Origin of the sequence: Pyxidicoccus caerfyrddinensis, assembly GCF_010894405.1 — a bacterium.
Lineage (GTDB): Bacteria > Myxococcota > Myxococcia > Myxococcales > Myxococcaceae > Myxococcus > Myxococcus caerfyrddinensis.
In genome coordinates this window covers 43,960-58,300 of sequence record NZ_JAAIYA010000009.1, presented here as the reverse complement: position 1 = coordinate 58,300, position 14,341 = coordinate 43,960, and the positions used below count along the sequence as shown (strand labels likewise).

Below are 14,341 nucleotides of genomic sequence, written 5' to 3'. Positions count from 1 at the left end.
GGCGGAGCAGGGCGGGAAGAAGCCATTGGGAGCGTCGATGCGCAGGCTGTCGTCACCTTGGAGCGAGCTGCAGGCCCATTACTCCGTCGTGGTGGTGGGCTCGGGGTATGGAGGCGCCATCAGCGCCAGCCGGCTGTCTCGGGCGGGGCAGGAGGTCTGCGTGCTGGAGCGCGGCCGCGAATTGCTGCCCGGCGACTACCCGCGCACCGAGTCCGAGTTCTTCAAGGAGCTGCAAGTCCACTTCGACCCCGAGAGCGGCCTGGACGTGGGCAATCCCACGGGCCTGTTCGAGGTGCACCGGGGGGGCGACGTCTCGGTCGTCAACGGCTGCGGCCTGGGGGGCACGTCGCTCATCAACGCCAGCGTGGCCCTGCGGCCGGACCCGCGCGTCTTCCTGGACACGCGCTGGCCCCAGGCGCTGCGGGACGACGTGGACGCGCTGCTGGAGGACGGCTTCGCCTGGGCGGAGCACATGCTGCGCCCCATGCCCTACCCGGAGTCCGCGCCGCCGCTGGCCACGCTGCACGCGCTGGAGCGCGCCGCGAAGAAGCTGGGCGGCACCTTCCGCCGGCCGCCGCTGGCCGTCACCTTCGAGCCAGGCATCAACGCCGCCGGAGTGCGCCAGCCCGGGTGCTCGCTGTGCGGTGACTGCATGACGGGCTGCAACGTCGGCGCGAAGAACTCGGTGCTGATGAACTACCTGCCGGACGCCGCGCGTCACGGAGCGAAGATCTTCACCGAGGTGGGCGTGCGCTACCTCGCGCGCGACGGCGGGCGCTGGCGCGTCTACTACCGGCCGATGAATGCCGGCCGCGAGCACTTCGACGCACCGGACCTGTGGGTGACCGCGGACCGCGTCATCCTCGCGGCGGGCACGGTGGGCACGACGGAAATCCTGCTGCGCTCGAAGGCGCTGGGGCTGCCGCTGTCGGAGCAGCTCGGCCGGCGCTTCAGCAACAACGGCGACGTGATGGCCTTCGGCTACAACACCGACGTCACCATCAACGGCGTGGGGCATGGAGCGCAGCCGCACGACACGCTCGAGCCGGTGGGCCCCACCATCAGCGGCATCATCGACGACCGGGCCACGCCGCATCAGGAAGACGGCATGGTCATCGAGAACGGCGTCATCCCCGGCGCCCTGGCCCGGCCGGTGACGGCGCTGCTCGCGGCGGCCTCCATCCTCTCCGGCGATGACACGGACCGCGGCATCAAGGACCGCATGGAGGAGATGGCACGCATGGCGGAGAGCGCCCTGCGCGGGCCGTACTTCGGGGCCATGCGCAACACGCAGACGTTCCTCGTCATGTCGCACGACGACGGCAAGGGCGAGATGCGGCTGGCCGGAGACCGGGTGCGCGTGTACTGGCCGGACGCGGGGCTGCAGCCCGTCTTCACCCGGGTGGACGAGCGGCTGCGCCGCGCCACCGAGGCACTGGGCGGCACCTTCGTGCGCAACCCGCTGTGGAGCAAGCTCACCGGGCATGAATTGCTGTGCACCCATCCGCTCGGCGGTTGCGCCATGGCGGAGCGCGCGGAGGAGGGCGTGGTGGACGACGAGGGCCGCCTCTTCGCGGGCGAGTCCGGCACCGGCGTCCATGACGGGCTCTACGTCAGCGACGGCTCGGTGATTCCGCGGCCACTGGGCACCAACCCGCTGCTCACCATCTCCGCGGTGGCGGAGCGCTGCGTGGCGTTGATGGCGCGGCGCCACGGGTGGACGGTGGATTACTCGCCCGTCTCCGAGGCGCCCGCGCCGCTGCCGTCGCGGCCGCTGTCCGTGCAGTTCACCGAGACGATGTACGGCTACATCTCCGGCGCGGTGGAGGAGGACTTCCTGCGCGCGGGGGACCCGGAGCGGCTGGACACCTCTCCCTTCCGCTTCATCCTCACCGTGGAGGCGAGTGACCTGGAGGCAGTGTTCGCCCACCCGCTGCACCCGCTGAGCATGTCCGGCTGCGTGCAGGCGCCGGTGCTGTCCTCCCGGCCGCTGACGGTGGAGGGAGGCGTGCTGCACCTGATGACGAAGGACCTGGCCCGGGCGGGCGGGCGGCGGATGCGCTACCAGCTCCCGCTCGTCTCCGAGTCGGGCGAGCGCTTCTTCATGGACGGCTACAAGGACGTCCACGACGACGCGGGGCTGGACCTCTGGGTGGACACCACGCGGCTGCTCGTGTCCGTGTACCGGGGCGCGGACGCGTCGGGGCCGTGCGTGTACCGGGGTTTCCTGCGGCTGAACGCGAAGGACTTCACCGTGCAGCTGTCCACCCTGCGGGTGCTGTACGCGCGGGACTCGGCGCAGCGGCTGGCGGCGCTGGCCCGCTTCGGGCGCTTCTTCTTCGGGACGCTCTTCGACACGTACGTGCGCAAGGCGGCGTAGCGGGCGGGGAAGCGGCCGCGCTCGGTGCGTCCGCGTCCCGGGCGTGCCCCTCCGGAGGGCCATGGGCACCGTGATGCCCAGGACAGCAGTTCCGGAGGAACGACACCCCATGGCCGATGACCAGGAGCAGCAGGGAAAAGGCGCCCCGCAGGAGGACGAGCGACCGGTCAGCCGCCGCGACCTTCCCCTCGAAGTTCGGCGCGCTCAGCGGAGCGAGTCGCGCGCCAGCCAGACGTACAAGGCCTTCCTCGGCCACCTGTGCGAGCGGGGAGGCATGTCTCCCTCGGTGGCCCAGCAGGCGGCCGTCTCCGTGCTGTGCGCGCTGGAGCAGCGCATCTTCGCCGAGGAGGCCGCCGACCTGGAGGCCCAGCTCCCACGCAAGCTGACGGAGTTGCTGCACCGCTGCGAGCGGCACGAGGAGGAGCTGCCGCCCAAGTTCCACCGCGAGCACCTGCTGCGGCGCGTGGGCGAGGATTTGTCGCTCAACCCGGACGCGGTGGAGCCCGTGGTGCGCGCCGTACTGGACTCCCTCCGACACCAGATTTCCGAGGGCGAGGCCGAGGACGTGATGTCCCAACTCCCGCACGACATCCGGGACCTCTGGGGTCGGGCCATCTGACCCGGGAATGGCCTCGGAGTTGCCGCGAGGGGGCAACGTGGACAAGGTCCGATTGCGGGAATGTGCTTCCCGGCCACGGAGGTGCCGATGGCCGTTCTCGAACTGGCCCAGGCCGCACCCTTGCTGCAGCAGGAGTACCAGGAAGGCCGGCTCATTCCCTTTCTGGGCGCGGGCTTCTCCAAGCCGCTGAACCTGCCGGACTGGAGTGAGCTCATCGCGGTCATGGCGGAGCCGCTGGGCTTCGAGCCGGAGCTGTTCAAGCAACATGGCAGCTCCGAGCAGCTCGCGGAGTTCTTCGCCGTGGCGCACCCGAACAACTTCGAGCGCCTCGTCTATGGCATGGCGCGGAAGTTCAACTCGGACGAGGCCAGTGAGCTCCGCAGGACCTCTCCCACGCACAAGGCCCTGACCCACCTGGACAGGTGGCACACCATCTACACGACGAACTTCGACTGGCACATCGAGCACGCGCTCAGGGATGCGGGCAGGAAGGTCTCCGTGCTGTCCTCCTTCGTGGACTTCCAGGACAAGAAGGAGGCCGGTGCCTGCGATGTCATCAAGTTCCACGGCACGCTGGAGATGCGCAACACCATCATCCTGACGGAGAGCGGCTTCTTCGGCCGGATGGCCCTGGAGGATGCCGCGGACCAGCGACTGCGGGCGGACCTGCTCAGCCACAGCTTCCTGTTCATCGGCTACAGCTTCAGCGACTTGAACATCCGCTACATCTGGTACCGCATGCACCAGCTCCGCCAGCGCAGCCAGGTCGGAAGCCAGGTGCCGCTGAAGCCCCGCAAGTGCTTCTTTGCCACGCATGGCTCCGGACCGGTCCAGCCGGCGCTGCTCGAGCAGTGGAACGTCGACGTCATCCAGTTGGACCCGACGGACAAGACAGCAAGCGTCGCGGAGCTCCTGAAGTGCATCGGCGCATGACCAGGAGTGGATTGGGATGAAGACCGTCTATTTCCTCACGTCGAATGCCGACAAGCTCCGCGAGATCGAGCACTTCTTCCAGGGCTCGTCGAAGCTGGGCTTCGTCAAGGTGGCCAGGCCGGGCATTGGCGAGCTCCTCGAAACGGACCTGAAGGCGCTCGTCATGAACAAGGCCGCGGCGGCCTACGCTCGGGTCCGGTATCCCATCATCGTCGAGCATGGCGCCTTCTGCATCGAAGCCCTCGGCAGTCTCCCGGGGACTCTCATCAAGCCTTTCTGGGAGAAGCTCGGGGGAAGGCTCTGCGAGCTGGTCCGTTCCGAGGACAGGAAGGTGACCATCCGGTGCGCTGTCTGCTTCTGCGACGGCATGCAGCGGAGGGTGATTCTCAAGGAGGTCGAAGGCACGCTGGCGGATGCACCGCGCGGCAAGGGCGGCTTCCATTGGGACTCCGTCTTCATTCCCAAGGGCCGTACGAATACCTTCGCGGAGATTGCCGAGACCTCGCTGGATGACAAGCTGAGCCTGTCGGCCGCGGGGCTCGCATACGCCGAGCTGAAGAAGGAGCTCGGCCTCTGACCTGATTTTCGCTCCTGGCTCGCGAGGAGCCGGTTCATCCGAGGCCGGGGCTCAGGCCAATGCAATCGGCTCGCGCCGCATGCCGGACACGCGACGCAGGGGCTCCGCCCACCAGGGCTCCTCGGAGAGGAGCACGTCGCGCCCGTCCACGCGCGCCACCATGCCCTCGGGCGCCACCACGGAGAACCGCAGGGGCCGCCCGAGCGCGGAGGTGAGCGCGGACATGGTGCTCTCGTCCTCGGCGGAGAAGCCGAGCGGGCCCTCGGGGTGGCTGTGCGCCACCTCCGCGAGCTCCGCTCGCAACTGCCAGATGGCCTCCCACCGCTCGCGCGAGTCGGGCAGGAGGAAGGGGTTGTCGGACTCGTCACTCCACAGCACATCGCCGTCCCTGCCGATGAGCAGGCACACCTCTCGCGTCCTCATGGCTTCCTCCTTCCCGTCTACGCGTGCCGCGTAATCACCAGCACGCCCGTGTCGATGGCCTCGCGGATGACGGACGGAAGGCTCTCCAGCGTCACCTCGCTGTCCGCGCCCGCGAGACACACGCCCGCGTCCACCACCTGGAGCGACGCCGCGTCGACGATGGAGATGAAGCGCTCGCCCATGAAGGCGTACGTCACCTCCAGCCGGTTGCCACCCAGCCGCCGCACGTCGCGCAGCCGCGCCCCGGCGCTCAGGAGCGCCCGCTCCGCGCGCTCCGCACCGTCCTCCCGCGCACCCCGACGCCCGTGGTGAACGCGCGACACCGCCTCGGCCACCACCTGCGCCGCATGGGCCCGTCCCGCCGCCGCCCCGCGCTCCAGCACGCGTCGCTGTGCCTCGGACATCGTGTCCGCCGGGTACGCGCTCCCAGCCGCCGCCCGCCGCTGCGCCTCCGACACCAACCCCGCCGCGTACTCCCGCACCCGCGCCGCCTCGCGCTCCTCCTGCGTCCGCGCCTCCCGCACCGCCCGTGCCCGCAGGTGCGCCTCGCGCTCGGCCACCAGGTGCCGCAGGCACGCCTCCGCCTTCTCGCGGCCGCCCTCCGCCACGTCCAGCACCCGCGCGCGCACCTCGGCCGGCGCGAAGCGGATGGCCAGCGCACGCGACGCCCCCTCCAGCAGCGCGTAGCCGAACGCCGCCCGCAGCGCCGCGCTCACGCCCTTCGCACCGGCGAGGGACTGGCCCTCCTCCAGCGCGCGGCGCGCCGCATCCTCCGCCTCACCCTCGAACTCCAACCCGTCGAATAGCAGCGAGCCGTCATGCCACCGCCGGGCACTCACCAGCGCCAGCCGGGGCGGCTCCTCCTCCGGCATCAACTCCAGGGGCTCGGCCACCGCGCCCTCGCGCACCAGCCGGCTGCCCCACACATGGCCCCGCACGCGCGGCAGCCCGTCCAGGCCCTCCGGCCCGGCCGGCTCACGCGCCGTGGCGACCCGCCCCTGCACCTCGAAGCGCCACCACCCCGGACGGACCGGGGTGGCGACACGGAGGCGGCGCGAGGGGGCGTCCACGGTGCCGCCGCCGAGATACGGCAGCACCGCCGACTCCACCTTCCCGAGGAACTTCCGGTAGTCCACGCCGCCTCCTCCTTTCCCACTGCTACACGCGACTCACGCCACCTTCAGCAGCGGCGTGCGCATCACCCGCTCCACCCACCCGGACTGCACGGTGGTGGCACCGCCCTGTGCCGCCGGCGCGTCCAGCAGCGCCTTCAGCACGCGCGGCACCTGGTACGGGTCCGCGAACTGGTCCACGTTCACCTCGCTGAACGGCACCTTCAGCTGCCCCGCGCACGTGCGCACCGTGTTGCCGCGCGCACCCGCCACGGACACCAGCAACGCCATGGCCGACACGGTGTAGCCGAAGTCACGGAACGCCCGGGCGAACTGGTCCCCCGCCTCGCCCGCCTCGTCACCCACCACGATGACCACCAGCTTCGCCCCCTCCGGCACCCTCACGCCGTCGCGGTGCAGTGCCTGCAACGCGGCCGCGTGCGTGGTGCCACCCGACGCCTTCAGCCCGGCCAGCATGTGCTGGACGGCGGTGCGGTTGGCCGCCTTCGGCCGCAGCACCGTGCCCATCGTGTCGAACGCCGCGATGTGCAGCTTCTCCATCGGGAAGCCCGCGAGGATGCGCGCCAGCGCCTCCTTCGAGTTCTCGATGGCCCCCTCCATGGACCCCGACTTGTCGATGAGGAACATCACCCTCACGTCGGTCTCCGCCGTCGCCTCCGCCACCGCGGTGCGGGCCGCGTTGTCGCTCGCCTCCTCCAGCTTCTGCCGCAGCACCACGCTGCGCACGTTCTTCGCGATGTTCAGCGCCCGCTGGTCCGTGGCGCTCGCCACCGCCTTCTCCCAGCGCGTGCGCACCGCGGGCTCCGCCAGCAGGCCCAGCTCCTCCAGCGTCGGCGTCATCAGCCGCAGGTCACGGTCCGACAGGGACGGGAGCAGGGCCGCCATGATGGCCGGCGTGAGGCCCACGTCCTTCGGCAGCCGGCCCACCACCTCCTTGTAGGAGAGGCGCTCCAGCTCGACCCACTCGCAGATCTCCGCCTCCGACAGCCCGTCGAAGCGCTCGCGCTTGACCAGCGTCAGGCCCGTCAGGCCCACCGTGCGGTGGCCCGCGTCGGACTGCTTCTGCTTCCAGCCGAGCACCTCGAAGAAGGCCTGCGTGCCCGGCTTGTACCCCGCCTTGCGCGCCAGCTTCTTCAACGTCTCCTTGTACCCGGCCTTCACCAGACCCTGGAGCATCGGCAGGTTCGCCTCACGTGCCGCCAGCCACTTGGACGCGACGCGCTTCCAGCGGCCCAGCGGCGCCTTGCGGGACGCGGGGTCACCGAAGCCCGCCTCGCGGTTGAGGCGCGCAATCTCCGGCTGCTCGAGCAGCTCCGCCACCCGCAGCACGGCCTTGGGCGCGAGCATGCGCGTGGACTTGCGCTCGTAGTGGAGCACCATCGCCTCGCCAATGGCCCGCCAGTCGTCGTCGTGGAACGCCACCTGGCCGTTGTCGTCGCGCACGGGCTGGCCCGCGTGCTCCTGCACCAGCATGAGCGCGCACGTGGCCACCTTCAGGTCACGCCAGTCCGTCTGCGTCAGCGCGTACGACGCGAAGTGCGCCATCAGCTCCGCGTTGAGCTTGTAGATGTCCAGGAGCTGCCGGTAGAGCTTCACCGCCGCCGGCACGAAGAGGCCCGGCTTCACCGGCCGCCCGCTGGCCTTCTGCGCCGGGGTGGCGTGCGCCGCCGCGTACCAGGTGCCGTTCACGTCCAGCCCGGGCCGGTTGTGCCACAGGTGCGCCGAGCCTCCGAGCACCAGGTCCAGCAGCCGCTCGGCCGGGCCGCGCTGCGCCTCGGGCAACAGGTTCGTGTTCTGCGTCGGGGTCGTCATGGGTGTTCCCCTTTCGGGACATGCCGCGGGTCAGGCGCGGGGCGGACCTCTCGCGTGTGAGGCGAGGGGAGTGCACCGCGCGTGGAACGCACGTGCGGCCTTCACGTCAGCGAAGGCCGCCCGTGCGAAGTCGTTGGAAGGAAGAAAAAATGCGCCCGAGTGACGAGGCCGGTTGTCCTCTGGAGCCCAAGTCCAGCGCTCTACCGTTGAGCTACGGCCGCAGGGCGGCCGGCGGGAGTCGAACCCGCACCTCTTGCGTGTGGGGCCCCGTCGGACGGGCGCGAAAAGCTGTCAGTGCTTCAGGAGTAGACGCACACGTCGCCGTGCACCGGGAACTTCGCCACTTCTTTGCCACCCCGGTACGTGTTCCGGGCCGGCACCGAGACGAGCTCCCAGGTGGGGAGCACCACCGCCGTCAGTGAGCGGCCATACACGCAGCCGGTGTCGATACCCACCGCGTGCTCGGTGACGAGCGGCTGGTCGAAGACGGTGTGGCCGAAGATGACCCGCTCGGGGCCCTTCCAGTGGTGCGTCCAGAACCTGCTTCCCTCGGGAGCCTTGGAGGGCCAGAAGCTCTTGGGCGAGGGTGGCTGGATGCACTGCACGTGGAGCAGGTGGTAGGGGTCCTGGGCCTCGACGGGCTTGTCGGGCAGCATGCCGGCGTGCACGACGACGGCGTTGTGCTCTGGCAGCCGGATGAAGTGGGGCAGGCCCGCCATCCAGTCGTAGTGCTCCGGCTCCAGCACGCGGCGCGTCTCGAGGTGGTCCGGCAGCAGCCGGTCGTCCGAGCGGCGGCGCTGCTGCAGATGCTTCTCCTCGTGGTTGCCGAGGATGGCCTCGTGCCGCATCGCCAGCTCCACGCACTCGCGCCGCTTCGGGCCGCGGTCCACCAGGTCCCCCGCGAAGATGACCCGGTCGCTGGACGTGGCCCCCACCTTGGCGAGCAGCTCCAGGGCCTCGTCGTGGCAGCCGTGGAGGTCTCCGATGACGATGGTGCGGGCGGACATGACGCAAGACCTCGAAAAAGAATGAGTGCCCGAGTGAAGAAGCCGGAAATGCTGACTGGATAGGTCAGTGTCGAACCGTCGACGGACATCCACCCGTTGGGGTAGGTGCGTGGAGTTGAACCACGAGCTTGTGAGGCCTCTTCGGCCGGGCGCTCGAAAGCGATGCGGGCAGGGACGCGCCCTTTTTGTGTTCCTGACGGCGGGATTTTCCGGGCTTCTGGACCGCTTCCCCTCTTTAGAGGCATTTTGTCAGGAAATCGGCGCGGTCGGCGTCCGGCCCCTGGAGGTTCCAACTGTCCGCATTTCCAGGCGGTTTGGGGCCTTCCTGCTCGTCTCGGAGGCTGCCTGCGGATGCCAACGTGGTACCTTGCCGCGCCACATCCCCGTAACCCCATCTCCCGGGGGGGTTCTCCCGGCGCAGGCCTCAGGTCCTTCCGGTGTACGAGCAGCTCACGGATGACGAATTGTTCGCGGAGGTGGTCCGCCGCCGCGCCGCTGGCGAGCCCGTCGGGGCCCACCTCGGTTCGTTGGTGGACCGGTGGGGCCGCCCCGCGCGCTATGTCATCAGCAAGATTCAGGCGAGCTACGGCCGCGGTTCCCCAGCGGACGCGGACGAGCTCTTCCAGGACGCGGTGGGGAAGTTCATCGACCGCGGCCTCGACCAGTTCAGGGGCGTCTCCGAGCAGATGCCCGGCCGGAGCGCGTCTCCCAAGACGTTCTTCCTGCGCATCGTCAAGCACGTGGCCATCGACTTCTACCGGCGGCACCGCGAGGAGCTCGCGGCGCCTCCGTCAGACCCCGATGACGCCATGGAGGAGCCACCTTCCGAGGTGGCCCGCGCTGTCGAGGCAGGAAAGCGGACCGAGCAGCGCGCCGAGGCCCAGGAGCTGTACTGGGCGGCGTTTGCCCGACTCCAGCAGGAGCACCCGAAGGAGGCCTCTGCATGGGAGCTGTACCACCACGAAGACGTCGAGGATCACGAAGAATGTGCCCGGCGCCTGAACATCACGGTGGTCAACTCCTACAAGCGCGTCAGCCGCGCGCAGGCCTACCTGAAGCTCTACCTGCTGGATCTCCAGCGCGAGACGCAAGGGGAGGAAGCGTGAGCCTCCTTCCCGGTCATACCCCGGGGTACCCAGGAGGATTGAAATCATGAGTGTCGCTCTGTCCCGCTATTCCGCCCGCCGTTCCGTGCTGTCCTCGGCGAAGTCATCTCCCGGTGAAATCCTCGAGGCCGCGGGAGACTTTCTCCGCCGCTCGTCCCGGGTGGGGATGGAAGGTGTGGAGGACGCCCTTCGGGGCCTGGGTCGGCCGCAGGTCGAAGCCTGGTTGAAGGCCCAGAAGCCGCAGTCGCTGCAGCCGGTGTTGTTGAGGGCCGCGGAAGAAGCAGTGGAAGTCGCGCTGGACGGGGGGGAGGAGGCGGAGATGTGGCGGGCCTCGGCGCTGGAGGGACTTGCCGCCCGCGACAGGGCCGCCTCCGCCGCCCGCGCACTGGCCGCCTGGGAGGGACTTCACGGGGCCCTGCAAGGTGACGCCGCGCAGCTTCGAGATTCGTTTCTCTCCGCGCTCGGGACACTGGATTCGTCACTCCGCCCGAGAGCCCGTTGGTTCATTCCGTTGAATCCGCAGCGACGGCAGGAGCTGGAGCTTCTCGAGCCCGCCGAGCAGGACACGGCCTGGTGGTTCTCCGCCCGGGCCGGTTGCGATGACCTGGTGGCCACCTGGACGGGCAGGCCCCAGTCACTGACTCCCCACCTCCAGGGCTGTGTGGACTGCCGCGCGGACATGGCGGACGCGGCGCCCGTGGACGCGCCACCGCGCCGTCACCTCACCGCGGACGACCTCTGGCGCTTCGACATGGGGCTGATGACCGAGGACGAGCGCGCCAGGGTGGACGCGCACACGGCCCGCTGTGGCGAGTGCGCCCAGGCCGTGCTGGCATTGGGCGAGGGCGAGGAGGCGGTGGAGGAGGCGCTGGACATGGACATGGAGGAGGGCGCCGTGGGCCGTGCCGCGCGCAGCTCCCGCGCGCCGGTGTCCGGACGTCCTTCCGCGGCCCGTCACCCGGAGCAGCGGGAGGTGCTGGACGAGCGGCGCGACTTCCGCGTGGTGCTGGTGCGTGAGCGCCAGCGCGTTCGTCTCCTGGTGCAGCCCCTGTCGGGCCGCGCGGTGACGGCGGCGGTGTTCCTCAGTCCCGGCCGTCCCTCGCTGAAACCCACGAACGGCCCCGAGGGCCTGTCCTTCGACTTGACGACGGCGTCCTCCACGGGCGCGCGCTCCGCCCACCTGTCCGTGCAGGCGGGCAGCGAGACGCTGGAGCGCGACTTCGCCTTCTGAAGGGAAGCACCCCGAGGGTCGGGGCCCGAATCACGGGCCCCTCGCGCTCACGGGGTGACGGTGCTGGAGCCGCCGCGCTCCGTGTCGAGCGCCTGCCGGCTGCGCACCGGCGGCTGCGGAATGGGGAAGGTCTGCGGCGGCAGCGTGGGGCGGAAGCCATTGGCCAGCAGGGCCACCACCAGCTGCGCGGACGGAGGCCGGGTGCCGAGCGCCGCGCCGCACACGTCGAGCTGGTCCGTCACGCGGGGCCCGTTGGTGACCTGGTAGCGGTTGCACGTGGCGTCCACCTGCGGGCTCTTGTCGCGCGGCAGCTCGCGCGTGAGGCGGCCCCAGCGCATGACGAGCTTCTCCGGCGAGATGAGGATGTTGATGGCCTCGCCGCCCCACGTCCCGTCGATGAGCGTCCGGGGCCCTCCCGCCTTCACCTTCAAGTCCAGCGGGCGCTGGGCGTAGGTGCCCGTGACCTCGATGCCGTGCTCGAAGATTTCCTCGGCGAGGATGCTCACCCAGACGCCGTCGGTGCGCTTCGTGTACGGCTTGTCCGCGGCGACGCGGCCATGGTTGAACCAGACGTCGCCCACGCGCCCCAGCGGCACCTGGTCGTTCTTCGCCACGGGGAAGGGCTCATCGTCCAGGCTGGCGGGGCCGGTGGAGGCCACCACGGGGCGCGAGGCCAACAGGTCCGTCACCGGCACCGAGGCGTCCACCGGCTCGAAGCGTACGCCGTCCAGCCACGCCTGGCCGGTGCCGCTCATGATGAGGCCGGCCATGATGGTGGTGGCCTCCTTCGGCACGTCCAGCACCACGTCGTAGCGCTTGCAGCCCGCGGTGCCCACCAGCGCGCGCGACTGCATGTTGTCGAAGGCGAGGGGCTGCTTGGGGTCCGGCCCCTCCACGCGCATCCACAGGCCCGCCCAGCCGTCCACGTCCTTGAAGCGCACGGCGGCGGAGAAGCGCAGCCGCTTGCCGCGGAAGTCCTGTGCGCCGAAGGCCTGCATGAAGGTGCCGTAGCCGTTCTCGTCCTGCGTCAGCGAGCGGAGGTAGGCGCTGCGGGTGCCCTCGCAGCGGGCGGAGTTGTCCACGCCCGCCTCGTAGCGCTTGGGCGCGCTCTCCGTCACGTACCAGCCCACCGGCAGCTTCGGGGCGCCATCCGAGGGCTGCGCCCCGGCCGCGGTGGCGGCCAGCGCGAGCAGCAGGGCGGCGAGTTTCTTCCGGAAGTCCATGACGTGGGTCCTCACAGCGACACGGGATGGCGCGCGCTCAGCGCGCCCTCGGGGAGGCCGGTGCGGGCCTCGTAGCGCGGCACCTCACCCATGCCCCAGGGGTTCTGGACCAGCAGCCCGCGGTCCGCCGCGTTCTGCGTGCAGGAGGCCTGCGTCGCGAAGTTCGGACAGGCCACGACGATGGCTCGCTGCGCTCCGGCTTCCTGCTCCTGCGCGGGCGAAGTCAGAGCGCTTTCGCCGCCGCCGGACGGGGGGTGGACGCGGCCGCCGGGCAGCAGGACCAGGGCCAGCGAGGCCGCCGCCGCGAGCGCCGCGCCGACTGCGCCCGCCGCCACGCGCCGCACGTGCCAGCGGGCGGGGCGGATGACGCGGTCCTCCCGAGGGAACTCCTGGGCCACCTCCACGAGCTGCTCGGAGAGGACGGCCTCTTCCTGCAGGAGCCTCGCGCACGGCTCACACTCCAGCGTGTGCGCCTCCAGCGTGGCCGAGGCCTCGGGTGACAGCGCCCCCAGGATGTATTGCTCCGCGGAGTCGCGGGTCAGGTGGGGCTTAAGCATGGGTCTCCTCCTCGAGCGCGGTCCGCAGCTTCTTGCGGACCTCGCACAGGATCTGTCGCACGCGCTGGACGGACAGTCCGACTCGCGCCGCGACTTCGGCATGGGGTAGCTCCTGGCCGTCACAGGCCAGGAGGAAGACGGTTCGCGCGCTCGGCGACACCTGCGCGAGCGCGGCATGGGCGCGGGACAGCTGCTCCTCCGACAGGAGGCGCCGCTCCGCGGACACCGATGGGTCCACCGGGTGCTGCCGCTCCGGCAACTCCTCCACCGCCCCGGAGATGGACTCCCGCCGTGAGCGGCGGGCATCGTCCGCGGCCAGGAAGGCCGCCTGGGTGAGCGCGAGGTTGGGCAGGCGCAGCTCCGTCAGCAGCCCCCGCTGCTGTTGTTGGATGAGCCGGGCCCACGTCTCCTGGGCCAGCTCATGCGCCCGGTCCACCCGGACGCCCTTGGCGAGCAGCGATACCACGACCCGGCGGTGGTGGCGTGCCACCAACGCATCCCAGGCCGCCCGGTCGCCGGCCAGCGCGCGCCGCGCCAGGGTCTCTTCATCCCCCCCGCGCGACGCTTCGGCTTCCACTGGCTCCTCGGCTTCCTTTGGCATCCGAAGCGTCATCCGCAGGCCTTGCACGGCTGCACTCATGCCGTCTTCCCGTCGCACTGAGGCGTCTGAGGGAACGGTCTGCTCCCCGGTGCCCGGGTAACGACTGTCCGTGCCGGACATATCGGCGGGCGCCGCGATTGTGTGGGGAGGAGTGGCCAAGTGTCGGTTTGCGGCAGGGCTGTCGGGCTTCAGTTGACGGCGGGGCTCTCGCCGGAGGGCCAGGGGAGGTTGGAGAGCTTCACGACGCCCTGGCAGCGGGCGCACTCGCGGCCCTGCCCGTCGAAGGCCCGGGCGGAGGCGAAGATGAGCGAGACGCTCTTGTTGTCGATTTCCGCCTCCACGCGGAAGTCGGCGCCGGTGACGGGGCGCTCGAAGCTCATGGAGAGCTGCACGGTGGCGCAGCGGCGGCTGGGGTCCACCAGGGCGCCGCTGCAGCCGATGGCGAGGTCGAACATGGCGGCGAGGATGCCGCCGTTGACGGCCGCGCCACTGCCCAGGCCGCCGCGGTGCTCGGGGCGCAGTTCGGGGAGGGTGATGACCACCTTGTTGCCCTCCGGGAAGGCCAGGTGCGCGCCGAAGTGGCGCAGGGTGAGGCTCTTGTTGAACAGCTCGGCGTAGCGGTCCAGGTCGGCCTGGGTGGGCCGTGAGGGGGGGCCGGACGGGGTGTCGGACATGTGCCGTTTCCTTATACCCGAGCGTACGCCGCGGGGGGGACCGGGCAGGCTGTGGCGCGGTGGAA

At 70.6% G+C, this 14,341-nt stretch carries 14 protein-coding genes; 6 read left to right on the top strand and 8 right to left on the bottom strand.

Features of this window, described 5'->3' with window-relative positions; translation table 11 throughout:
- The first annotated feature begins 37 nt into the window (after positions 1–37).
- From G4D86_RS22400 to G4D86_RS22385, 4 genes are all read left to right on the top strand, one after another.
- The gene (locus G4D86_RS22400) at positions 38–2,380 is read left to right on the top strand and encodes a GMC family oxidoreductase N-terminal domain-containing protein (protein ID WP_163996052.1); all 2,343 of its coding nucleotides are present in this window, start codon (positions 38–40) and stop codon (positions 2,378–2,380) included.
- A 109-nt stretch (positions 2,381–2,489) separates the two neighbouring features.
- Positions 2,490–2,999 carry a DUF2267 domain-containing protein gene (locus tag G4D86_RS22395; RefSeq protein WP_163996051.1) on the top strand — a complete coding sequence of 170 codons (510 nt, stop codon included), beginning with the start codon at positions 2,490–2,492 and terminating at the stop codon, positions 2,997–2,999.
- 87 nt (positions 3,000–3,086) lie between these two features.
- Positions 3,087–3,932 (top strand): SIR2 family protein, encoded by an 846-nt coding sequence (locus G4D86_RS22390; protein WP_163996050.1) that lies wholly within the window; start codon positions 3,087–3,089, stop codon positions 3,930–3,932.
- A 16-nt stretch (positions 3,933–3,948) separates the two neighbouring features.
- Positions 3,949–4,509 carry a non-canonical purine NTP pyrophosphatase gene (locus G4D86_RS22385; RefSeq protein WP_163996049.1) on the top strand — a complete coding sequence of 187 codons (561 nt, stop codon included), beginning with the start codon at positions 3,949–3,951 and terminating at the stop codon, positions 4,507–4,509.
- Positions 4,510–4,560: 51 nt separating this feature from the next.
- Here G4D86_RS22385 and G4D86_RS22380 read toward each other — a convergent pair whose 3' ends face one another.
- The 4 genes from G4D86_RS22380 to G4D86_RS22365 all read right to left on the bottom strand — a co-directional run bounded on the left by G4D86_RS22380 (position 4,561) and on the right by G4D86_RS22365 (position 8,884).
- Complete coding sequence (locus tag G4D86_RS22380) at positions 4,561–4,932, bottom strand: MPN domain-containing protein (protein WP_163996048.1); 372 nt, start codon at positions 4,930–4,932, stop codon at positions 4,561–4,563.
- A gap of 17 nt (positions 4,933–4,949) precedes the next feature.
- Positions 4,950–6,068, bottom strand: coding sequence for a hypothetical protein (locus G4D86_RS22375; protein WP_163996047.1), 1,119 nt, complete (start codon positions 6,066–6,068; stop codon positions 4,950–4,952).
- 33 nt (positions 6,069–6,101) lie between these two features.
- Positions 6,102–7,877 (bottom strand): vWA domain-containing protein, encoded by a 1,776-nt coding sequence (locus G4D86_RS22370; protein WP_163996046.1) that lies wholly within the window; start codon positions 7,875–7,877, stop codon positions 6,102–6,104.
- A 299-nt stretch (positions 7,878–8,176) separates the two neighbouring features.
- Positions 8,177–8,884, bottom strand: a complete 708-nt coding sequence (locus G4D86_RS22365) for a metallophosphoesterase (RefSeq protein ID WP_163996045.1) — start codon at positions 8,882–8,884, stop codon at positions 8,177–8,179.
- Positions 8,885–9,321: 437 nt separating this feature from the next.
- On the opposite strand from G4D86_RS22365, the gene G4D86_RS22360 reads away from it, so the two are divergent.
- Together G4D86_RS22360 and G4D86_RS22355 are read left to right on the top strand one after the other, a co-directional pair.
- Positions 9,322–9,990 carry an RNA polymerase sigma factor gene (locus G4D86_RS22360; RefSeq protein ID WP_163996044.1) on the top strand — a complete coding sequence of 223 codons (669 nt, stop codon included), beginning with the start codon at positions 9,322–9,324 and terminating at the stop codon, positions 9,988–9,990.
- Positions 9,991–10,036: 46 nt separating this feature from the next.
- Positions 10,037–11,221 carry a hypothetical protein gene (locus tag G4D86_RS22355; protein ID WP_163996043.1) on the top strand — a complete coding sequence of 395 codons (1,185 nt, stop codon included), beginning with the start codon at positions 10,037–10,039 and terminating at the stop codon, positions 11,219–11,221.
- A 47-nt stretch (positions 11,222–11,268) separates the two neighbouring features.
- Here G4D86_RS22355 and G4D86_RS22350 read toward each other — a convergent pair whose 3' ends face one another.
- The 4 genes from G4D86_RS22350 to G4D86_RS22335 form a co-directional block, all read right to left on the bottom strand.
- A complete protein-coding gene (locus G4D86_RS22350) occupies positions 11,269–12,444 on the bottom strand; it encodes an AraC family transcriptional regulator (RefSeq protein ID WP_163996042.1) in 1,176 nt (391 codons plus the stop codon).
- An 11-nt stretch (positions 12,445–12,455) separates the two neighbouring features.
- Positions 12,456–13,001: a zf-HC2 domain-containing protein gene (locus G4D86_RS22345; RefSeq protein ID WP_163996041.1), complete on the bottom strand. Its 546-nt coding sequence runs from the start codon at positions 12,999–13,001 to the stop codon at positions 12,456–12,458.
- Positions 12,994–13,602, bottom strand: a complete 609-nt coding sequence (locus tag G4D86_RS22340; protein ID WP_240360409.1) for an RNA polymerase sigma factor — start codon at positions 13,600–13,602, stop codon at positions 12,994–12,996. Before G4D86_RS22340 ends, G4D86_RS22345 begins: the two co-directional genes overlap by 8 nt.
- A 188-nt stretch (positions 13,603–13,790) precedes the next feature.
- A complete protein-coding gene (locus tag G4D86_RS22335) occupies positions 13,791–14,276 on the bottom strand; it encodes a PaaI family thioesterase (protein WP_163996039.1) in 486 nt (161 codons plus the stop codon).
- Positions 14,277–14,341: the final 65 nt, after the last annotated feature.

Coding starts and splice junctions, on each gene's coding strand:
- G4D86_RS22355 (WP_163996043.1), top strand. CDS start 10,037: ATGAGTGTCGCTCTGTCCCGCTATTCCGCCCGCCGTTCCGTGCTGTCC.
- G4D86_RS22380 (WP_163996048.1), bottom strand. CDS start 4,932: ATGAGGACGCGAGAGGTGTGCCTGCTCATCGGCAGGGACGGCGATGTG.
- G4D86_RS22395 (WP_163996051.1), top strand. CDS start 2,490: ATGGCCGATGACCAGGAGCAGCAGGGAAAAGGCGCCCCGCAGGAGGAC.
- G4D86_RS22400 (WP_163996052.1), top strand. CDS start 38: ATGCGCAGGCTGTCGTCACCTTGGAGCGAGCTGCAGGCCCATTACTCC.
- G4D86_RS22335 (WP_163996039.1), bottom strand. CDS start 14,276: ATGTCCGACACCCCGTCCGGCCCCCCCTCACGGCCCACCCAGGCCGAC.
- G4D86_RS22345 (WP_163996041.1), bottom strand. CDS start 13,001: ATGCTTAAGCCCCACCTGACCCGCGACTCCGCGGAGCAATACATCCTG.
- G4D86_RS22390 (WP_163996050.1), top strand. CDS start 3,087: ATGGCCGTTCTCGAACTGGCCCAGGCCGCACCCTTGCTGCAGCAGGAG.
- G4D86_RS22365 (WP_163996045.1), bottom strand. CDS start 8,884: ATGTCCGCCCGCACCATCGTCATCGGAGACCTCCACGGCTGCCACGAC.
- G4D86_RS22350 (WP_163996042.1), bottom strand. CDS start 12,444: ATGGACTTCCGGAAGAAACTCGCCGCCCTGCTGCTCGCGCTGGCCGCC.
- G4D86_RS22385 (WP_163996049.1), top strand. CDS start 3,949: ATGAAGACCGTCTATTTCCTCACGTCGAATGCCGACAAGCTCCGCGAG.
- G4D86_RS22340 (WP_240360409.1), bottom strand. CDS start 13,602: ATGCCAAAGGAAGCCGAGGAGCCAGTGGAAGCCGAAGCGTCGCGCGGG.
- G4D86_RS22370 (WP_163996046.1), bottom strand. CDS start 7,877: ATGACGACCCCGACGCAGAACACGAACCTGTTGCCCGAGGCGCAGCGC.